Origin of the sequence: Acinetobacter sp. ESBL14 (assembly GCF_036668815.1) — a bacterium.
Lineage (GTDB): Bacteria > Pseudomonadota > Gammaproteobacteria > Pseudomonadales > Moraxellaceae > Acinetobacter > Acinetobacter gyllenbergii.
Window position 1 is genome coordinate 29486 of record NZ_JAZEVS010000011.1, and the last position, 17067, is coordinate 46552.

Annotated in this window: 15 protein-coding genes; 8 read left to right on the top strand and 7 right to left on the bottom strand. The window is 41.7% G+C overall.

Going from position 1 to position 17067, the window contains the following annotated elements; genetic code table 11:
* The first annotated feature begins 61 nt into the window (after window positions 1–61).
* The 3 genes from guaD to V6E90_RS21000 all read left to right on the top strand — a co-directional run bounded on the left by guaD (window position 62) and on the right by V6E90_RS21000 (window position 2588).
* Window positions 62–1390, top strand: coding sequence for a guanine deaminase (guaD, locus tag V6E90_RS20990; protein WP_332606360.1), 1329 nt, complete (start codon window positions 62–64; stop codon window positions 1388–1390).
* A 212-nt stretch (window positions 1391–1602) separates the two neighbouring features.
* The gene (hpt, locus tag V6E90_RS20995; RefSeq protein ID WP_016162105.1) at window positions 1603–2133 is read left to right on the top strand and encodes a hypoxanthine phosphoribosyltransferase; all 531 of its coding nucleotides are present in this window, start codon (window positions 1603–1605) and stop codon (window positions 2131–2133) included.
* 203 nt (window positions 2134–2336) lie between these two features.
* A complete protein-coding gene (locus tag V6E90_RS21000) occupies window positions 2337–2588 on the top strand; it encodes a GlsB/YeaQ/YmgE family stress response membrane protein (protein WP_016543219.1) in 252 nt (83 codons plus the stop codon).
* 54 nt (window positions 2589–2642) lie between these two features.
* On the opposite strand, the gene V6E90_RS21005 is transcribed toward V6E90_RS21000, so the two are convergent.
* Window positions 2643–3341 (bottom strand): DsbC family protein, encoded by a 699-nt coding sequence (locus tag V6E90_RS21005; RefSeq protein WP_016543218.1) that lies wholly within the window; start codon window positions 3339–3341, stop codon window positions 2643–2645.
* Window positions 3342–3775: 434 nt separating this feature from the next.
* On the opposite strand from V6E90_RS21005, the gene V6E90_RS21010 reads away from it, so the two are divergent.
* The gene (locus tag V6E90_RS21010; RefSeq protein WP_065344238.1) at window positions 3776–4957 is read left to right on the top strand and encodes a PilT/PilU family type 4a pilus ATPase; all 1182 of its coding nucleotides are present in this window, start codon (window positions 3776–3778) and stop codon (window positions 4955–4957) included.
* 54 nt (window positions 4958–5011) lie between these two features.
* Here V6E90_RS21010 and V6E90_RS21015 read toward each other — a convergent pair whose 3' ends face one another.
* The 6 genes from V6E90_RS21015 to rpmH form a co-directional block, all read right to left on the bottom strand.
* A complete protein-coding gene (locus V6E90_RS21015) occupies window positions 5012–5827 on the bottom strand; it encodes a DUF2310 family Zn-ribbon-containing protein (protein ID WP_065344239.1) in 816 nt (271 codons plus the stop codon).
* A gap of 163 nt (window positions 5828–5990) precedes the next feature.
* Window positions 5991–7346 (bottom strand): tRNA uridine-5-carboxymethylaminomethyl(34) synthesis GTPase MnmE, encoded by a 1356-nt coding sequence (gene mnmE, locus V6E90_RS21020; RefSeq protein WP_332606361.1) that lies wholly within the window; start codon window positions 7344–7346, stop codon window positions 5991–5993.
* A 114-nt stretch (window positions 7347–7460) separates the two neighbouring features.
* Entirely contained in the window at window positions 7461–9221 is a 1761-nt protein-coding gene (yidC, locus tag V6E90_RS21025) for a membrane protein insertase YidC (protein ID WP_016543214.1), read from the bottom strand.
* A gap of 2 nt (window positions 9222–9223) precedes the next feature.
* Window positions 9224–9547: a membrane protein insertion efficiency factor YidD gene (gene yidD / locus V6E90_RS21030; protein ID WP_004803336.1), complete on the bottom strand. Its 324-nt coding sequence runs from the start codon at window positions 9545–9547 to the stop codon at window positions 9224–9226.
* 9 nt (window positions 9548–9556) lie between these two features.
* Entirely contained in the window at window positions 9557–9952 is a 396-nt protein-coding gene (gene rnpA, locus V6E90_RS21035) for a ribonuclease P protein component (RefSeq protein WP_004656857.1), read from the bottom strand.
* A 27-nt stretch (window positions 9953–9979) separates the two neighbouring features.
* Window positions 9980–10114: a 50S ribosomal protein L34 gene (gene rpmH, locus V6E90_RS21040; RefSeq protein ID WP_000831329.1), complete on the bottom strand. Its 135-nt coding sequence runs from the start codon at window positions 10112–10114 to the stop codon at window positions 9980–9982.
* A gap of 669 nt (window positions 10115–10783) precedes the next feature.
* On the opposite strand from rpmH, the gene dnaA reads away from it, so the two are divergent.
* From dnaA to gyrB, 4 genes are all read left to right on the top strand, one after another.
* Complete coding sequence (gene dnaA, locus V6E90_RS21045; RefSeq protein ID WP_004803339.1) at window positions 10784–12181, top strand: chromosomal replication initiator protein DnaA; 1398 nt, start codon at window positions 10784–10786, stop codon at window positions 12179–12181.
* 90 nt (window positions 12182–12271) lie between these two features.
* Window positions 12272–13420: a DNA polymerase III subunit beta gene (dnaN, locus tag V6E90_RS21050; protein ID WP_016543212.1), complete on the top strand. Its 1149-nt coding sequence runs from the start codon at window positions 12272–12274 to the stop codon at window positions 13418–13420.
* A 27-nt stretch (window positions 13421–13447) separates the two neighbouring features.
* Entirely contained in the window at window positions 13448–14530 is a 1083-nt protein-coding gene (gene recF, locus V6E90_RS21055; RefSeq protein ID WP_332606362.1) for a DNA replication/repair protein RecF, read from the top strand.
* A gap of 49 nt (window positions 14531–14579) precedes the next feature.
* On the top strand, window positions 14580–17048 hold the full coding sequence (gene gyrB, locus V6E90_RS21060) for a DNA topoisomerase (ATP-hydrolyzing) subunit B (protein WP_005277650.1): 2469 nt from the start codon (window positions 14580–14582) through the stop codon (window positions 17046–17048).
* Window positions 17049–17067 lie beyond the last annotated feature (19 nt).

Consider the following 17067-nt stretch of genomic DNA (forward strand, 5'->3'; position numbering starts at 1 on the left):
ATCCAGTAACTTTGGCAAAATCAGGTACAATCAACCGAAAAAAGTAAAATTGTAGGTTGTTATGACTTTGGCTACTCCAATCACGGTGATTCGTGGTCGCTTCTTAGATATTCAAAAAACCGTTTCCCAAGCTGCTGAAATTGCCGATCAAGTGCGCTATCTCGAAGATGGTGTCATGATCACTGAACAAGGCAAAATTCGCTGGTTTGGCACGTGGAACGACGCTCAAGCCCATCTTCCTGCAAACGTTGACATTCAGCATTATCCAGAACAATTAATTATTCCGGGTATGATCGATACCCATATTCATTTCCCACAAACCGAAATGGTCGGGGCCTACGGCGAGCAACTTTTAAGCTGGTTAAACACCTATACCTTCCCAACCGAAATCCAGTTCAAAGACCAAGCCTATGCGCAAGACATTGCCAAGTTTTTTGTCAATGAACTACTCAAAAATGGCACCACTACGGCCTTGGTGTTCTGTACGGTACATCCTGAATCGGTGGATGCTTTATTTGAGGCCGCAGCACAGCACCAAATGCGTTTAATCGCAGGTAAGGTGATGATGGATCGTCATGCACCAGAAGCCTTGTGTGACACCGCAGACAGCAGCTATGAGGATTCTAAGGCATTAATCGAAAAGTGGCATGGTCAAGGTCGCGCACTGTATGCGATTACCCCACGCTTTGCACCCACCTCAACGCCTGAACAACTCGAAAAAGCAGGCCAACTCAAAGCCCAATTTCCGGATGTCTATGTACATACTCATTTAAGTGAAAACAAAGATGAAATCGCATGGGTGAAAGATTTATTCCCTGAGCAAAAGGGTTATCTGGATGTCTATCATCACTATGGCTTAACTGGTCAACGTTCGGTATTTGCGCACTGTGTGCATTTAGAAGATGCGGAATGGAAATGTATGCATGAGACTGATTCTGCAATTGCCTTCTGCCCAACTTCAAACCTGTTCTTGGGTAGCGGTTTATTTCCATTGAACAAAACCTGGCAACAACAAGTCAAAGTTGGTCTCGGAACCGATGTGGGGGCAGGGACCTCATTTAGCTTATTGCAAACCGTCAATGAAGCGTACAAGGTACAACAGTTGCAAGGCGATAAACTGTCTGCGTTTGAATCGCTATATCATGCAACCTTAGGCGGAGCAAAAGCCTTAGATCTAGATGACAAACTTGGCAACTTTAATATCGGGAAAGAGGCTGATTTTGTGGTGCTCAATCTCAAAGCAACTGCCTTACAACAATTACGTCAATCACGTTCAAAATCGGTTGATGATAGCTTATTTGCCTTATTCACCATGGGCGATGACCGAAATATTGAGGCAACCTATATCTATGGACAAAAAGCCTATAGCCAAAGCGAAACGCTTAAATAAACAAAAACTTGGGTGGATCATATTGGCCGTCGGATGTGCTGTTCTGTTAAAACGTGACCGTGCATCTGCTCAAAATGAAACATATTCTTCATCATCAAAAGGTGCATGAAAGGTGATTTTGTTTTAAAATTGGCGGATTAGCTCAAGATTTCGAGGTGTTGCAGGTCAACACCTTTTTTATTTTCCCGTTTTTAAGTTTTAGGAATCTACCGATGACCATTGCAATGCGCATTATGATTTCAAGTGAAGAGATTCAAGCCAAAGTCAAAGAACTGGGTGAAAAGATCAATGCACACTATGCTCAAAGTGATAAAGAACTGGTATTGATTGGCCTGTTACGTGGTTCAGTTATTTTTATGGCCGACCTATGCCGTGCCATTGAAAAGCCACACGAACTCGATTTTATGACTGTTTCTAGCTACGTCAATGGCACCACGGTTTCATCAAGAGACGTCAAGATTCTGAAAGATCTTGATGGTGAAATTCATGGTAAAGATGTGCTGGTGGTGGAAGACATTATCGACTCAGGCAACACCTTAAGCAAAGTAGTTGAAATGCTGCAAACACGTAACCCGAATTCGATTGAACTGTGTACTCTGGTGAGTAAGCCATCACGCCGTGAAATTCCGCTAGAAGTGAAATTCCTCGGTTTTGAAGTCGAAGATCGCTTTATTGTCGGTTATGGTTTGGATTTCGATCAAAAGTACCGTCATCTGCCATTTATTGGTGAAATCGGTCTTTAATGAGTAGACCGTGACTGGCATTTTATCCATGTTCGCCCCTTACTCAGGTGCCTTAGGGCGCCTTTTTTATGGCCTGCTATAAACAAACTTTGCTCAAGAACGCACAAAAATACGACACAAATAGGCAATCCACTACAGACAAAGCACACTCAAATCAAGCAGGATAATAAGAAATACTGCTTTTAAAACAAGGAGAAAAGATAATGTGGTCTCTGATTGTAGCGATTGTTGTTGGTTTTTTTGCTGGTTTAATTGCACGCGCAATACATCCAGGTGATGACAAAGCGGGCTTTATTGTCACGACTTTATTGGGTATCGCAGGTTCATTACTCGCCACCTATGGCGGGCGTTTACTTGGCTTATATGCTGAAAATTCGGCAGCTGGTTTTATTGCGTCTGTGCTAGGTGCGGTGATTATTTTATTCCTTTATAAACTCGTCACCAAAAAAAGTTAAATCCATTCGGAAGGCTCCCCATTCATTTTAATTGATGATTGGGGAGCTTTTTCATTAGAGTCCGAGCTCTTTCCAAATTATCTGAATTTCTTCAGCACTGCGTCCACCAACCATTTTTAAACCATTTGAGAAAATCAAAGTTGGCGTGGCATCGACAGCAAGTTTACGACCGAGTTCGAGGTTACGATCAATCGGGTTGGCACAACTTTTCTCTTTCGGCTGCACATTCTTTTGTAGCAAGTTTTTCCATGCATAAGCTGGATTCGCATCACACCACACCGATTTTGACACCGCGATTGATTGTGGTTTTAGGGCATAGATAAAGGTATAAATCGTCACATCGGTCAGCTTGTCCAATTCAGCTTCTAATTTTTTGCAATATGAACAATTTGGGTCAGAAAACACGGCTAACTGACGCTTTCCATTGCCTTTGACCGTTTTAATCGCATCTTTTAAAGGCAGCTGTTTCCAGTCAATCGAATTTTGTTGAATGACTAAATCTTTGGTCAGGTTCTTTTGATCTTTTAAGCGCACCATAGACCCCACAAACATATGTTGGGCACTTTCATCCAGGTAAATAATCTGATTATCTAGACTGGCACTATATAAGCCTTTCATTTCTGTAGGTTGAATATTGCTGACTTCGATATTGGGATATTGCTGATTTAAATTGTTTTTTAAGCTGTCTACGTTGGCAAAACTCAGCGCTGAAATACAGCCCAATAATGAGAACATCCCAATTTTCTTTAACATGTCTGACACTCAATTCAAAAATCAGCGGCTATTGTAATCAGTCTCAAGCCACTCAACAGTTCAGCTTACTCAGTAACAACCAAAACTCAACCAATTCATGCGATGTTTCACGTGGAACGTTCGTTTATCCTGTTCACATCCCCCATACAGCATGCTGCAAGCGATCGATTCAGTAAAAAACTGACAATTTAGGTCCATCACATTGATAATTATTTAATAATTTTAAAAAGCACATAGATCAACACCTCGCTTTTTGGAATAATTCGTATCATTCAGCAACACAGTGAAAATGATGACGATAAAATGGTCAAAATCGAGTCACATTGATCTATCATCATTCATTTTCAAGAAACAAAAATGTTCCCCTATCGGGATGATTGTCATCGTATTACAGCAATGAACTTCGCTTCATTCTAAAAAATTTAGGTAGCTCAATGTATAACGCGGAACTATTAGAAGAAGCCAAAACCTTTATGTTTCACATGCTCAGCAAAGTGGTGGAATATGGAGGGTCTGATTTATTTATCACTGCTGATTTTCCACCAAGCATTAAATTGCAAGGGCTGATGCGTCCATTGGGGCAACAAGCACTCACCGCAGATAAAACCAAGCTGTTTGCCTATAGCTTGATGAATGAAAAACAACGTCAAGAGTTTGAAACAGAATGGGAATGTAATTTTGCCATCAATGTGCCCAATGTTTCCCGTTTCCGTGTCAACGTGTTTAAACAACAGCTACAAATCGGTATGGTGATTCGTACCATTACCTCAGAAATTCCAACCTTTCAGAAACTAAAATTACCAGAATCTCTGAAAAATGTGATTATGGAAAAACGTGGTTTGGTGCTGGTTGTTGGGGGTACAGGTTCAGGAAAATCAACCTCTTTGGCTGCCATGATTGACCATCGCAATGAAAACTCAGCGGGGCATATCATTACCGTTGAAGACCCAGTGGAATACGTGCATAAACATAAAAAATCAATGATTACCCATCGTGAGGTGGGGGTTGATTGTCATTCATGGCAGCATGCCTTGAAAAACACGCTACGTCAGGCACCCGATGTGATTCTGATTGGCGAAATCCGTGACACAGAAACCATGGAACATGCAATTGCCTTTGCGGAAACTGGGCATTTGTGTCTAGGTACATTACACGCTAACAATGCCAACCAAGCACTGGACCGAATTATTAACTTTTTCCCAGAAGAGCGTCGCAATCAATTACTGATGGATCTTTCATCCAATATGAAAGGGATTATTTCGCAACGCTTGGTACGTACCGAAGATGGCAAAGGTCGTCGTGCTGCAATTGAAATTTTGTTGAATACCCCATTAATTGCAGACAATATTCTCAAAGGGCAGTTCCACGCACTGAAAGAGATTATGAGCAAATCGCGTGAGTTGGGTATGCAAACCTTCGACCAAGCCTTATTTGAGCTGTATAACGAAGGCGCAATTAGCTATGATGAAGCCTTACGCAATGCCGATTCAGTCAATGAATTGCGTTTGCAGATCAAGCTCAAAAGTACTCGCCAAGAAGGCGCACCGGCCGCCATGATGACCGCGTTAAATGTGGTACAAGAAGAAAAAACAGAGGAAGAACAAGAAGAAGGTTGATCAACAATGGCTTAGATCATCACGATCTAAGCCTTTTATTTATATGAATTTTAATTAGATTTTAGATGGCCGCCATTCTCCAATAACTGCATGTCGTTCATCTTCATAAGAGACGGCAAGATGTGAGACTAAACGGCATGGATCACATTTAAAAGTAAAATTATAAAAAACATTCACTTTTGCATCCGTATCTATACTCCATTTTTGACCACAAGCTGGGCACAGCCGAGCATCTTCATTCTTTTTACGTCCCCAATAACGCTTAACGTAATAGTACGTAGGTACACCTGTAACTTCTTCAATATATTTACAGATTTTTTGACCTGTTTTTGCTAACTCACTATCTGGAGTTGCCAATTGTTTATAAGCTATTTTTTCCAAAGCGCCACTATGTATCCAAGCTTGATCATAGATCTTATATTCTTGTTGCCAAAAAAATATTTCTTCTCGTTGCTGATGCTCTCCTGAAAGAAGAAAAATCGGTATTGGATAACCATTATCCCCTCGACACACAGGTGACTGCCAATCATTCATATGGGTATAAAGGTAAAGGAAAGTAGCATTTTGCCAATGGGTATTTTTTTCTGGAACATCATCATCAATACATTCCCATAATGGTTCACAATCAAACAACTCAGTAATGCGTTTCAATCGTTCAATACCATATTTGCAATGATATTCTTTTAAATTTGCATCAAGACCTTGCAGATTGATATAGGTACACAACAGGCCTTGATGTACGATCAAATAGTACTCACCGCAGACTTGACCATTATGTAATAAAGCCGAAAGATAATCCTCAACCAACCATTCGGCTTGTTCTCGATTTGTTTTTGTAATTGGCCCAAAAATCACTTTATAAGCAATCATTTTTAACTCATCAGAAATTTTGTAATAAGAAAAATCAGCAATAAAAGTATAATAATTACACTAAATTTTATTATCAGTATATTTTAGAATAAAAAGTACTAATTCATTATAAATTAGTACTTTTATCTTGTTTTATGATTGTTAAAATGGCTTAAATACTTGATTACTTCCCAATACAGAACGAACCAAAAATCTTGCCGAGCAAATCATCGGCACTGAAATCACCGGTGATTTCACCCAATGCATTTTGCGCCAAACGCAATGACTCAGCCACCAGCTCACCAGCGTTAAACACCACCAACTGCTCACGTGCCTCAGACAAATAGCGCTGAGTGCGCTTCATTGCGTCTAAATGACGCGTTCGGGCGATGAAGGTGTCTTCCTCAGGTTGGAAGCCCGCATGCGCTGTAATCGCATCTATGAGCGCCTGAACCCCCATATCCTGTTTGGCTGAGACACTAATATGACGGAAGCCCTGATAATCGGTCATTTCCGCCTGTTGTCCAGTTAAATCGCATTTATTCCCAATCAACAATAAACGCTTTGGCTCCAGATGATCAGCAAAATATTCATGTGCCAGCTGTAAAGGTTCATCGCCTTGATTCAAGTCATACACCAACAGCAATAAATCAGCCTGTTCAATTTCCTTGATCGCACGACGAATCCCTTCCTGCTCGACGATATCGCCCGTTTCACGTAAGCCTGCAGTATCGGTTAAAGTCATCGGCAAGCCATTTAAACTGATCTTTTCATGCAACACATCACGGGTAGTCCCTGCAATATCGGTCACAATGGCACGTTCATGACCAGCGAGTGCGTTTAACAGGCTCGATTTACCCGCATTGGGCTTACCCGCAATCACCACCTGTAAACCTTCACGTAGCAATTGGCCTTGGCGTGCGGACTGCTGTACCGCTTGAACCGAGTCCTGTACACCATCCAGCAAGGCCAAAATCTTGCCATCGGCCAGGAAATCAATTTCTTCTTCGGGGAAATCAATCGCAGCTTCAACATGCAACCGTAAGTGAATCAGTTGCTCTAAAACCATATTAATTTTGGTTGAAAATGCACCTTGTAAAGAGCGTACTGCTGAACGTGCTGCCGCCTGTGAAGTAGCATCAATCAAATCGGCAATCGCTTCGGCTTGTACCAAGTCCATCTTGCCATTTTCAAAGGCACGCATGGAAAACTCACCCGCCTTTGCAGCAGTTGCGCCTAAATCCAGTAAACGTGCTAATAACGCATTCTGAATGACTGGACCACCATGACCTTGTAATTCCACCACATCTTCCCCGGTAAAGGAATGTGGGTTTGGAAAACACAATACAATGCCTTCGTCCATTACCGAGCCATCGGCATCACAAAACTGACGGAAACCAGCCATGCGTGCCGCAGGGGGCTTTTTCTGGGTCAGTTGCTCTGCAATCACATAAGCTTTCGGTCCAGAGAGTCGAATCACCCCCACACCACCACGACCTAATGGAGTAGCAATCGCAGCAATTGTGGTTTGATGTTGCATGTTAAATTCACCTAAAAAAAGCAAGGGTTGTTGGGTTCAAACCCTAAATACAGACAAAGAAAAATCCGCCTAAGATTACCATCTTAAGCGGATTTATTCAGTAAAAGTTCGAACTTAAGCGCTCGGCTCAACCTTGTTGAGACGGTCTTTTTCGACACCTTTGTTAATAAACCATTGTTGTAAAATGGTAATACTGTTGTTGACGATCCAGTAAAGCACTAAGCCCGCAGGGAAGAACAACATGAATACCGTAAACATGATTGGCATGATACGGAACACTTTGGCCTGCATTGGATCAGTCGGTTGTGGGTTCAACATTTGCTGAACGAACATGGTCACACCCATGATCAACGGCAAGATAAACCATGGATCCATTGCTGATAAATCTTGAATCCAGCCTAACCATGGTGCATGGCGCAGCTCAACAGATTCCATCAATACCCAATACAAGGCTAAGAAAATCGGCATTTGTAATAGCAATGGCAAGCAACCAGACAATGGGTTGACTTGTTCACGCTTGTATAACGCCATCATTTCTTGCGAGAAACGCATGCGGTCTTCACCAAATTCTTCTTTCATGCGTTGCATTTCGGGTGCAATCACACGCATTTTCGCCATCGAACGATAACTTTTTGAAGAAAGTGGCCATAAAATCAACTTCACCAAGATCGTCAATAAGATAATTGACCAGCCCCAGTTCCCAATAATGTTATGGAAGAATTGCAAGCCCAAGAACAATAATTTCGCAATTGGCCATAACCAACCATAATCTACAGTTTGGTTTAAACCATCAGCCAAGTCTTTCAGCTCAGACTGAACTTTCGGACCAGAATAAAGCTTAGCATCCACTTCCATTGAGGTACCTGCAGGTACATTAATCACTGGAGAGGTGAAGCCCATGATATTCATGCCGTCCGTAGACTGACGTGACTCTAATTTTGCATTATATGGCTGACCATCGGCCTGAGTGAGTTTTAAGTTCCCAGGAATCCATGCGCTCACAAAATAATGCTGAACCATGGCAACCCAGCCGCCTTTGGCTTCAACATTTAATTTTTCGTCATTAAAGTTAGCGAATTTTAACTTGTTATAATGCGCATCTGGTGTACCCCAAGCGCCGCCAAGATAAGTACCCAAGGTGAAAATACCTTGTGAAGACTTACCAGGATCATCCGAATTATCACGCTTTAACTGACCAAACATTTGACCTTGCCAGTTTTGCTGACTGCGGTTAATAACTTGATGTTTAACGGTAATTGGGTAATCGCCTTGCGTGAAGGTGAACGATTTGATCACTTCCACACCTTCAGGTGTTTTAAATACCAACGGCACAGTCAACACTTGATGTGTTTTACCATCTTTCGACGCAACGCTTTTCGCATCTGCCAAGGTATATGCTGTTTTTTCAACATCATACATTGGACGACCGCCACGGCTGCTATCTGGTCCATTTAAACCAATTAAACCAGATTGAGCGACGTAAGTACGTTTCGCATCACTTTCCAGCATGACAAACGGTTTATCGCTGTCTTTGCTTTCATCATGGCTTAACAATTCAATACGGACGATATCACCACCTTTTGGATTGATCCACAGGTGATAAAGATCAGTTTGTACTGAAATCAGTTGCTGGCTCACAGATGTATTATGTTCTGTAGCTTGTGATGCAGTCGCATTTGCTTGTGGCAAGTCTGAAGCCGCTGTTGCATTTTGAGCATTTGGCAAATCTGCAGATACTTCATGTGCAGTCACAGCAGCCGCTTGTTGTTGCGGTGCTGGTGCAGCATGACCATAATCTTTTTGCCAAGCCAAAATAAGCAAATATGCGGTAACAAACATGGCTCCAAGAATTGCAAATCTGGCCCATTGTTGCATATCTATAATCCCAAATGGTTAGAGAGATTTTGCTTGAATAAACGATCACGAAAGGGTACAGCAACGTGATGCATTTGAGAATCTATTTGATGAAACGAAATAAAACGAAGTGCTTTACGAGGCACTGGATCATAGCCTGACCCACCCCAAGGATGACAACGGCAAATTCGCTTAGTCGATAGCCATACACCTTTGACCGCGCCATGTGTCTGCAACGCTTCGATTGCATATTGCGAACAAGTGGGAATATAGCGACAACGAGGACCCAATAATGGACTAATTGCGATTTGGTAACATCTTATCAACCAATGCAGTAAACGTACCATTGGAGATCTCTAATTTTGGAGGGATGTCACAACGACTTTGGAATGCTTCTTTGCTAAGCGTTGTAATTTTTGCCAAGCAAAATCTAATTGTTGATGTAATTCTTGATTTGCGATTGCTTCTATACCTACTTTAGGCATCACCACAATATCGATATCAGCATTAAATTGCGCTTGATGTAAACGAAAGCTCTCCCGAGCAAGACGTTTTATTCGATTTCGTTCATGTGCACGACGCACCTTTTTTTTAGCAACGACAATACCCAAACGGCTTTTCGGCTGTTCGGTTAATTTTGCTAAAAAAAGGAAATGGGGCTGATGCACTTTAAAAAGCGCACCATCAAATACACTTTTATAATCAGCGGCACAACGAATACGAGATTCAGTGCCGAAACTGTAAAGTGTCATCACCCAAGTCTGGTCAGCTTAACAGTATTAAACAGTTAAGCTATGACGACCTTTTGCACGACGACGAGCTAAAACTTGACGACCTGCTTTAGTAGCCATACGAGCGCGGAAACCATGAACGCGTTTACGCTTTAATTCAGATGGTTGGAAAGTACGTTTCATTTCGAAACTCCAAAATGATCTTTCTATAAAGGTCCGCGATTTTATTGCGCAATGTTTACGCTGTCAATGGAAAATCAAAAACTTTACATTTTGTTTGTTCTGTTTTGAAGCGATAAAGCTGCTCGTAGTTATATGCTTTTATTGAAAACAAAAAATATACACAAGCTATCTATTTAAATAATATCAGTATTCGTCTATATTCACAGCTTACAAACAAGCTTATCAACACTCCACCATCTGATTTAAATTTAATTCTTGGATTTTGAATTTAAATTTCGATATGCTCAGTTATCCACAATTCGAGTGAACCCTATAAGTAAATTCAAATTTTAAAATTTAAATTTATTCTTATTAGGGTGGATATTTTCTGTGGAAAGTGATGTTTTTTTATGAGTAAACATAAAGTTACACTGTGGATAAGCATGTTTTTATTAATTTTATAGTTTGTGGATAACTTTGAGCTTAAAACTATCCACAGCTTGTGCAAAAAGTTATGCACATGTGGTTTTGAATTTAAATTTATAAACGAATGCTGTCTTTTTCAGCAAAAGTCCCATAAATTGTCCTGACAGATGTGGATAACTTGGTTAGAATGGCGACCCCTTTGAAAGATGAGGGGTGACGGTTTTTTATTTTTGAATTTAAAAAATGGATATATAGGGGATGCACATGCTCTGGACAGACTGCTTAACTCGCTTGCGACAAGAGCTATCTGATAACGTCTTTGCGATGTGGATTCGTCCTTTGGTTGCTGAAGAGGTTGATGGTGTGATGCGTTTATACGCACCGAACCCTTATTGGACGCGTTATATTCAAGATAACCATTTAGAACTGATTTCTATTCTTGCTGAACAATTGTCGGAAGGTCGAGTTCGTCAGGTTGAAATTCTGGTTGATTCACGTCCTGGGACGATTTTGTCTTCTAATGAGCAACCTGCAACCACAACAGCAGCGTTGAGTAGCGCTCCTGTTGCTGTTCCAACAAAGGTAAAAAAAGAATCTGATTTGGTTCAACCGAGTCAAAATGTCACTAAAATACCGAAGAAAAGACAACTCAATCCGTTATTTACCTTCTCTTTATTTGTTGAAGGCCGTTCTAACCAAATGGCTGCTGAAACCTGCCGTAAGGTGTTAACCCAGTTAGGTGCTTCTCAACATAACCCTTTATTTTTATATGGCCCAACAGGTCTCGGTAAAACCCATTTAATGCAGGCTGTGGGCAATGCGCTATTACAAGCCAAGCCAAATGCACGTGTGATGTATATGACCTCCGAAAGTTTTGTTCAGGACTTTGTCAGTTCATTGCAAAAAGGTAAGGTTGAAGAATTTAAGAAAAATTGCCGTTCTTTAGACTTGTTATTGGTTGATGATATCCATTTACTCGCAGGCAAAGAAGCGAGCCTTGTTGAATTCTTTTATACATTCAATGCCTTACTGGATGAATCTAAACAAATTATTTTAACCTCAGATCGTTATCCCAAAGAACTCACTGAACTTGATCCACGTTTAGTTTCTCGCTTTTCATGGGGTTTATCTGTGGGGGTAGAACCGCCCGATATTGAAACCCGAATCGAGATCTTGCTGAAAAAAGCGGAAAATAGTGGTGTTGATTTACCGCGAAACTGTGCTTTGTTTATTGCACAACAAGTGGTTGCAAACGTACGTGAGCTTGAAGGTGCACTCAATAAAGTCGTCGCAATTTCACGTTTTAAAGGCACCGTGATTGATTTGGATGTGGTGCGGGAATCTTTAAAAGATGTTTTAGCAATTCGTGCGCGTACGATTAGCGTGGAAAACATCCAGCGGGTGGTGAGTGAATACTTCCGAATTCCACTGAAAGAGTTGATTGGGCCAAAACGTACCCGTATTTATGCACGCCCACGTCAATTGGCTATGGGGTTGGCGCGTGAATTAACTGGGGACAGTTTCCCTGAAATTGGTATGGCCTTTGGTGGTCGTGACCACAGTACCGTGATGCATGCCTGTGAAAAAGTGGTCAGCTTGCGTGAAGAAGACCCTATTTTTAATGAAGACTATAAAAATTTACTGCGCTTGTTACAAAGTTAATCTATTTTTCAGAGTTGCAAACTATTTTTAAGTGCAGCATAGTACACTGCTAACATTCATATCGGCTTCTGTTGTAAGAGGAATAAAATCGTGCGTTTGAAAATCGCTAAAGAAAGTTTAGTCAATGTTTTATCCCATGTGGTGGGGGCTGTTGAACGCCGTCATACCTTGAATATTCTTTCAAACGTTAAAATTCAAACCACACAACAGGCTTTAACCATTACAGGTTCTGACTTGGAAGTTGAATTGGTTGCCAGTACTACGTTAGCAGAAGGTGCTTGCTTGGAAGCGGGTGAAACCACAGTTCCTGCACGAAAACTGGTCGAAATTTGTAAATCTCTTCCTACAGCAGCCTTAATTGATCTACAAATTACCGAAGATCAACGTTGTATTTTAAAATCGGGCAACAGCCGTTTCGTCTTGGGTACACTTCCAGCAGAAGATTATCCATTATTGACCACCGAAAATAGCCAAGGGACACAAGTCCAGGTTACCCAACGCGAATTAAAGCGTTTATTTGAAAAAACCGCCTTCGCGATGGCGGTTCAGGATGTTCGTTTTTATTTGACTGGTACATTGTTGGAAATTGATCAAAATCAACTACGTACAGTCACTACCGATGGACATCGTTTAGCCTTATGTGAAGTGTTAGCTTCATCAACAGCAGCCGCACCAATGCAGGCCATTGTGCCACGTAAGGCGGTCGGTGAATTACAGCGTTTACTCAGTATTGAAGATGAACAATTAACCTTATTGATTGGTCGTGAATTATTGAACGTCACCATCAATACGCCAAGCCGTGATAAAGAGCAGGGCGATATTACCGTTCGTTTTACCACGAAATTGATTGACGGAAAATTCCCAGATTATCGCCGTGTGATTCCAAAAAATGGTGATAAGCATGTCTTTATTGCACATGATGTGTTTAAACAATCATTACAGCGTGTGGCAATTTTAAGTAATGAAAAACTTCGTGGCGTGTTCTTGAATTTCAATCAAGACTCATTACAGTTGCGTGCCAATAACCCTGAACAAGATGAGGCGGTTGAAGATATTGCAATTCAATATCAAGATGCGCCGTTGGAAATGTCATTTAATGCGCAGTATATCCTTGATGTTTTAAGCGTTTTAGATGGTGATGATGTGAAAATGAGCATGAGCGAAGCCAATCAATCTGTACTTGTTCAAGATCCAGCCCATCCAGATCAAACTTATGTTGTCATGCCAATGCGTGTTTAAGGTCGTTGATGGTTTGAGTTTAAAATCATGCAAATTACGCGTTTAAATATCGAGCGTGTACGTAATTTAAAGGCGGTTGCACTCAATGAGTTGCAACCGTTTAATATTTTTTACGGGGCCAATGGTTCTGGGAAAACCTCAATACTTGAATCCATCCATTTATTGGCTACAGGTCGCTCGTTTCGTACCCATATTCCTAAACATTATATCCAATACGAGGCTGGTGATGCGATTGTGTTTGCACAATCGGCAAGTGAACGGATCGGTATGCAAAAAATGGCTTCGGGTGAGCAACTGATTAAGGTCAATGGAGATACCATTGCCACACAAGGTCAGTTGGCAAAACTATTGCCTTTACAACATATCGATCCACAAAGTACCGATATTATCGATCACGGCGCTAAACCGAGACGACAATTGTTGGATTGGTTGATGTTCCACGTGGAACCTGAGTTCTATTTTGCATGGCAGTATTATTCGCGTGCATTAAAGCAGCGCAATAGTTTACTGAAAACACGGCGTAATCTCAGCTTGGCTGATTTAGAGCCGTGGAACAAAATGCTGAGTGATTATGGCGAAATTTTGCACTCACAACGTGTTGGAATCGTTGAACAATGGAATCAGTTTTTCCATGAAGATTTGCAGCAGTTGTTACCAAATCTGCAGATTGAGCTGGAATACAGTGCGGGCTTTCATACCGAGCAGGGCTTCCTACAGGACTTGGTTCAGCAGCATCAAAAAGACCTTGATCGGCGTTATACCGAGTACGGTCCACACCGTGCGGATTTACGCTTAAAAACGCCATTTGGCAATGCCGATGATGTGCTGTCTCGCGGGCAAAAAAAGTTGTTAATCATGGCATTAAAACTGTCACAAATTGCAATGCTGCATGCGAGTAACAAGGAAACTGTGGTATTATTAGATGATCTGACAGCAGAGTTAGATTTAGCTGCACAACAACGTTTAATTGAGCGACTGAGTCAGTTGGGAAGTCAGGTTTTTATGACCACCTTAGACCATGCGTCGGTATTAAAACACTTACATGATCTGTCGATTCCCTTTCAATTATTCCATGTTGTTCACGGCCAAGTCAGTCTTGCTGCGCCATAATTTTATTTCCTCATCTTTGGATAGATTAGATATTTACTAGGGAGTAACCATGAGTTCAGAGTCTCAATCAGTCTCTCAAACAGAACAAACAAATGAAAAGGCTTATGATTCCTCTAGTATTAAAGTATTACGTGGATTAGACGCGGTTCGTAAACGCCCTGGCATGTATATCGGTGACACCGATGACGGTACAGGTTTGCACCATATGGTGTTTGAGGTGGTGGATAATGCCATTGATGAAGCTTTAGCAGGCCACTGTGACGAGATTTTGGTCACCATTCATGAAGATGAATCGGTCAGCGTCTCGGATAATGGCCGTGGTATTCCGACCGATATTCACCCTGAAGAAGGGGTGTCTGCGGCAGAGGTGATTCTGACCATTCTGCATGCAGGTGGTAAGTTCGATGATAACAGCTATAAAGTGTCGGGTGGTTTACATGGTGTAGGTGTCTCAGTTGTTAATGCTTTATCAAAAAAATTGCATTTGACCATTCACCGTGCCGGCCAAATCCATGAGCAAGAATACGCACATGGCGATCCGCAATATCCGTTAAAAGTTGTGGGTGAAACCGATACATCGGGCACAACCGTTCGTTTCTGGCCAAGTGAACTGACTTTTAGCCAAACCATTTTTAGTGTCGATATTTTGGCGCGTCGTTTAAGAGAGCTTTCGTTCCTGAACGCAGGGGTACGTATCGTATTGCGTGACGAACGTGTTAATCTCGAGCATGTCTACGATTATGAAGGTGGTTTATCTGAGTTTGTTAAATATATTAACGAAGGTAAAACCCATCTAAATGAAATCTTCCACTTCACCATGGATGCGGATAATGGCATCGGTGTCGAAGTCGCATTGCAGTGGAACGATAGCTATCAAGAGAATGTCCGTTGCTTTACCAACAACATTCCACAGAAAGATGGTGGTACACACCTCGCAGGTTTCCGAGCTGCATTAACCCGTGGCCTCAACAGCTACATGGAAAATGAAAGCTTACTGAAAAAAGAAAAAGTGGCTGTGACGGGCGATGATGCACGTGAAGGTTTAACCGCCATTATTTCAGTGAAAGTACCTGATCCAAAATTCTCTTCACAAACCAAAGAAAAACTGGTGTCGAGTGAAGTAAAACCGGCTGTTGAACAAGCCATGAACAAAGAGTTTTCAGCTTATTTGCTTGAAAACCCACAGGCTGCAAAATCGATTGCAGGTAAAATTATTGATGCAGCACGTGCGCGTGATGCGGCACGTAAAGCACGTGAAATGACCCGCCGTAAGAGTGCTTTGGATATCGCAGGTTTACCAGGTAAGTTGGCAGACTGTCAGGAAAAAGATCCAGCATTGTCGGAACTGTATCTGGTCGAGGGTGACTCTGCAGGCGGTAGCGCCAAGCAAGGTCGTAACCGTAAGATGCAGGCGATTTTGCCACTTAAGGGTAAAATCCTGAACGTTGAACGTGCACGTTTTGACAAGATGATTTCTAGCCAAGAAGTGGGTACGTTGATTACCGCTTTGGGCTGTGGTATCGGACGTGAAGAATATAACCCAGACAAGTTGCGTTATCACAAAATCATTATCATGACCGATGCGGACGTGGATGGTTCACATATTCGTACCTTGTTATTGACCTTCTTCTTCCGTCAAATGCCTGAGTTGGTTGAACGTGGTTATATCTATATCGCACAGCCACCGTTGTACAAGTTAAAGAAAGGCAAGCAAGAGCAATACATCAAAGATAACGATGCACTTGAGACTTACCTGATCTCAAATGCGATTGATGAACTTGCATTACATATTAGCGCTGAAGCACCAGCGATTAATGGCACCGCGCTAGCGAGTGTTATTGCTGATTATCAAGTGTCGCAGAAGAGCTTACAACGCTTAACCCAACGTTATCCTGCAAGCTTGCTCGATGGTCTACTTGAGTTGGATGCATTTAAAGCGGATCACAATCACGAACGCGATTATGTGGAAGCATGGGCAGAGCAATTACGTGTTGCAATTGAAAAATTACAACCAAGCTTACGTCCAGAAATTACATTGGAAGCGTTTGAACGTGAAAATGCGCAAGGTGAGAAGTCGGCACATTATTGGCCGCGTGTCACCGTATATGTACATAATTTGCCGCATTCGTATTTATTAGATGCAGGTTTGTTAAATTCTGCTGAATATGCACGTTTGCTGAAAAACTCGAAGAGCTGGTTCAAGTTGCTTGAAGAAGGGGCTTATCTACAAAAAGGTGATCGCCGTATTCAAGTCAGCAGTTTCCATCAAGTGTGGCAGCATATTTTACAAGACTCGCGCCGTGGCATGATGATCCAACGCTATAAAGGTTTGGGAGAGATGAATGCTGAGCAACTTTGGGAAACCACGATGGATCCTGAAAACCGTAATATGTTGCAAGTGACCATTGATGATGCGATTGAAGCAGATCGTATGTTCTCATGCTTGATGGGTGATGACGTAGAACCACGTCGTGCCTTCATTGAAGAAAATGCCTTAAATGCAGATATTGATGCTTAATTAGTTTAGGCATCAATAT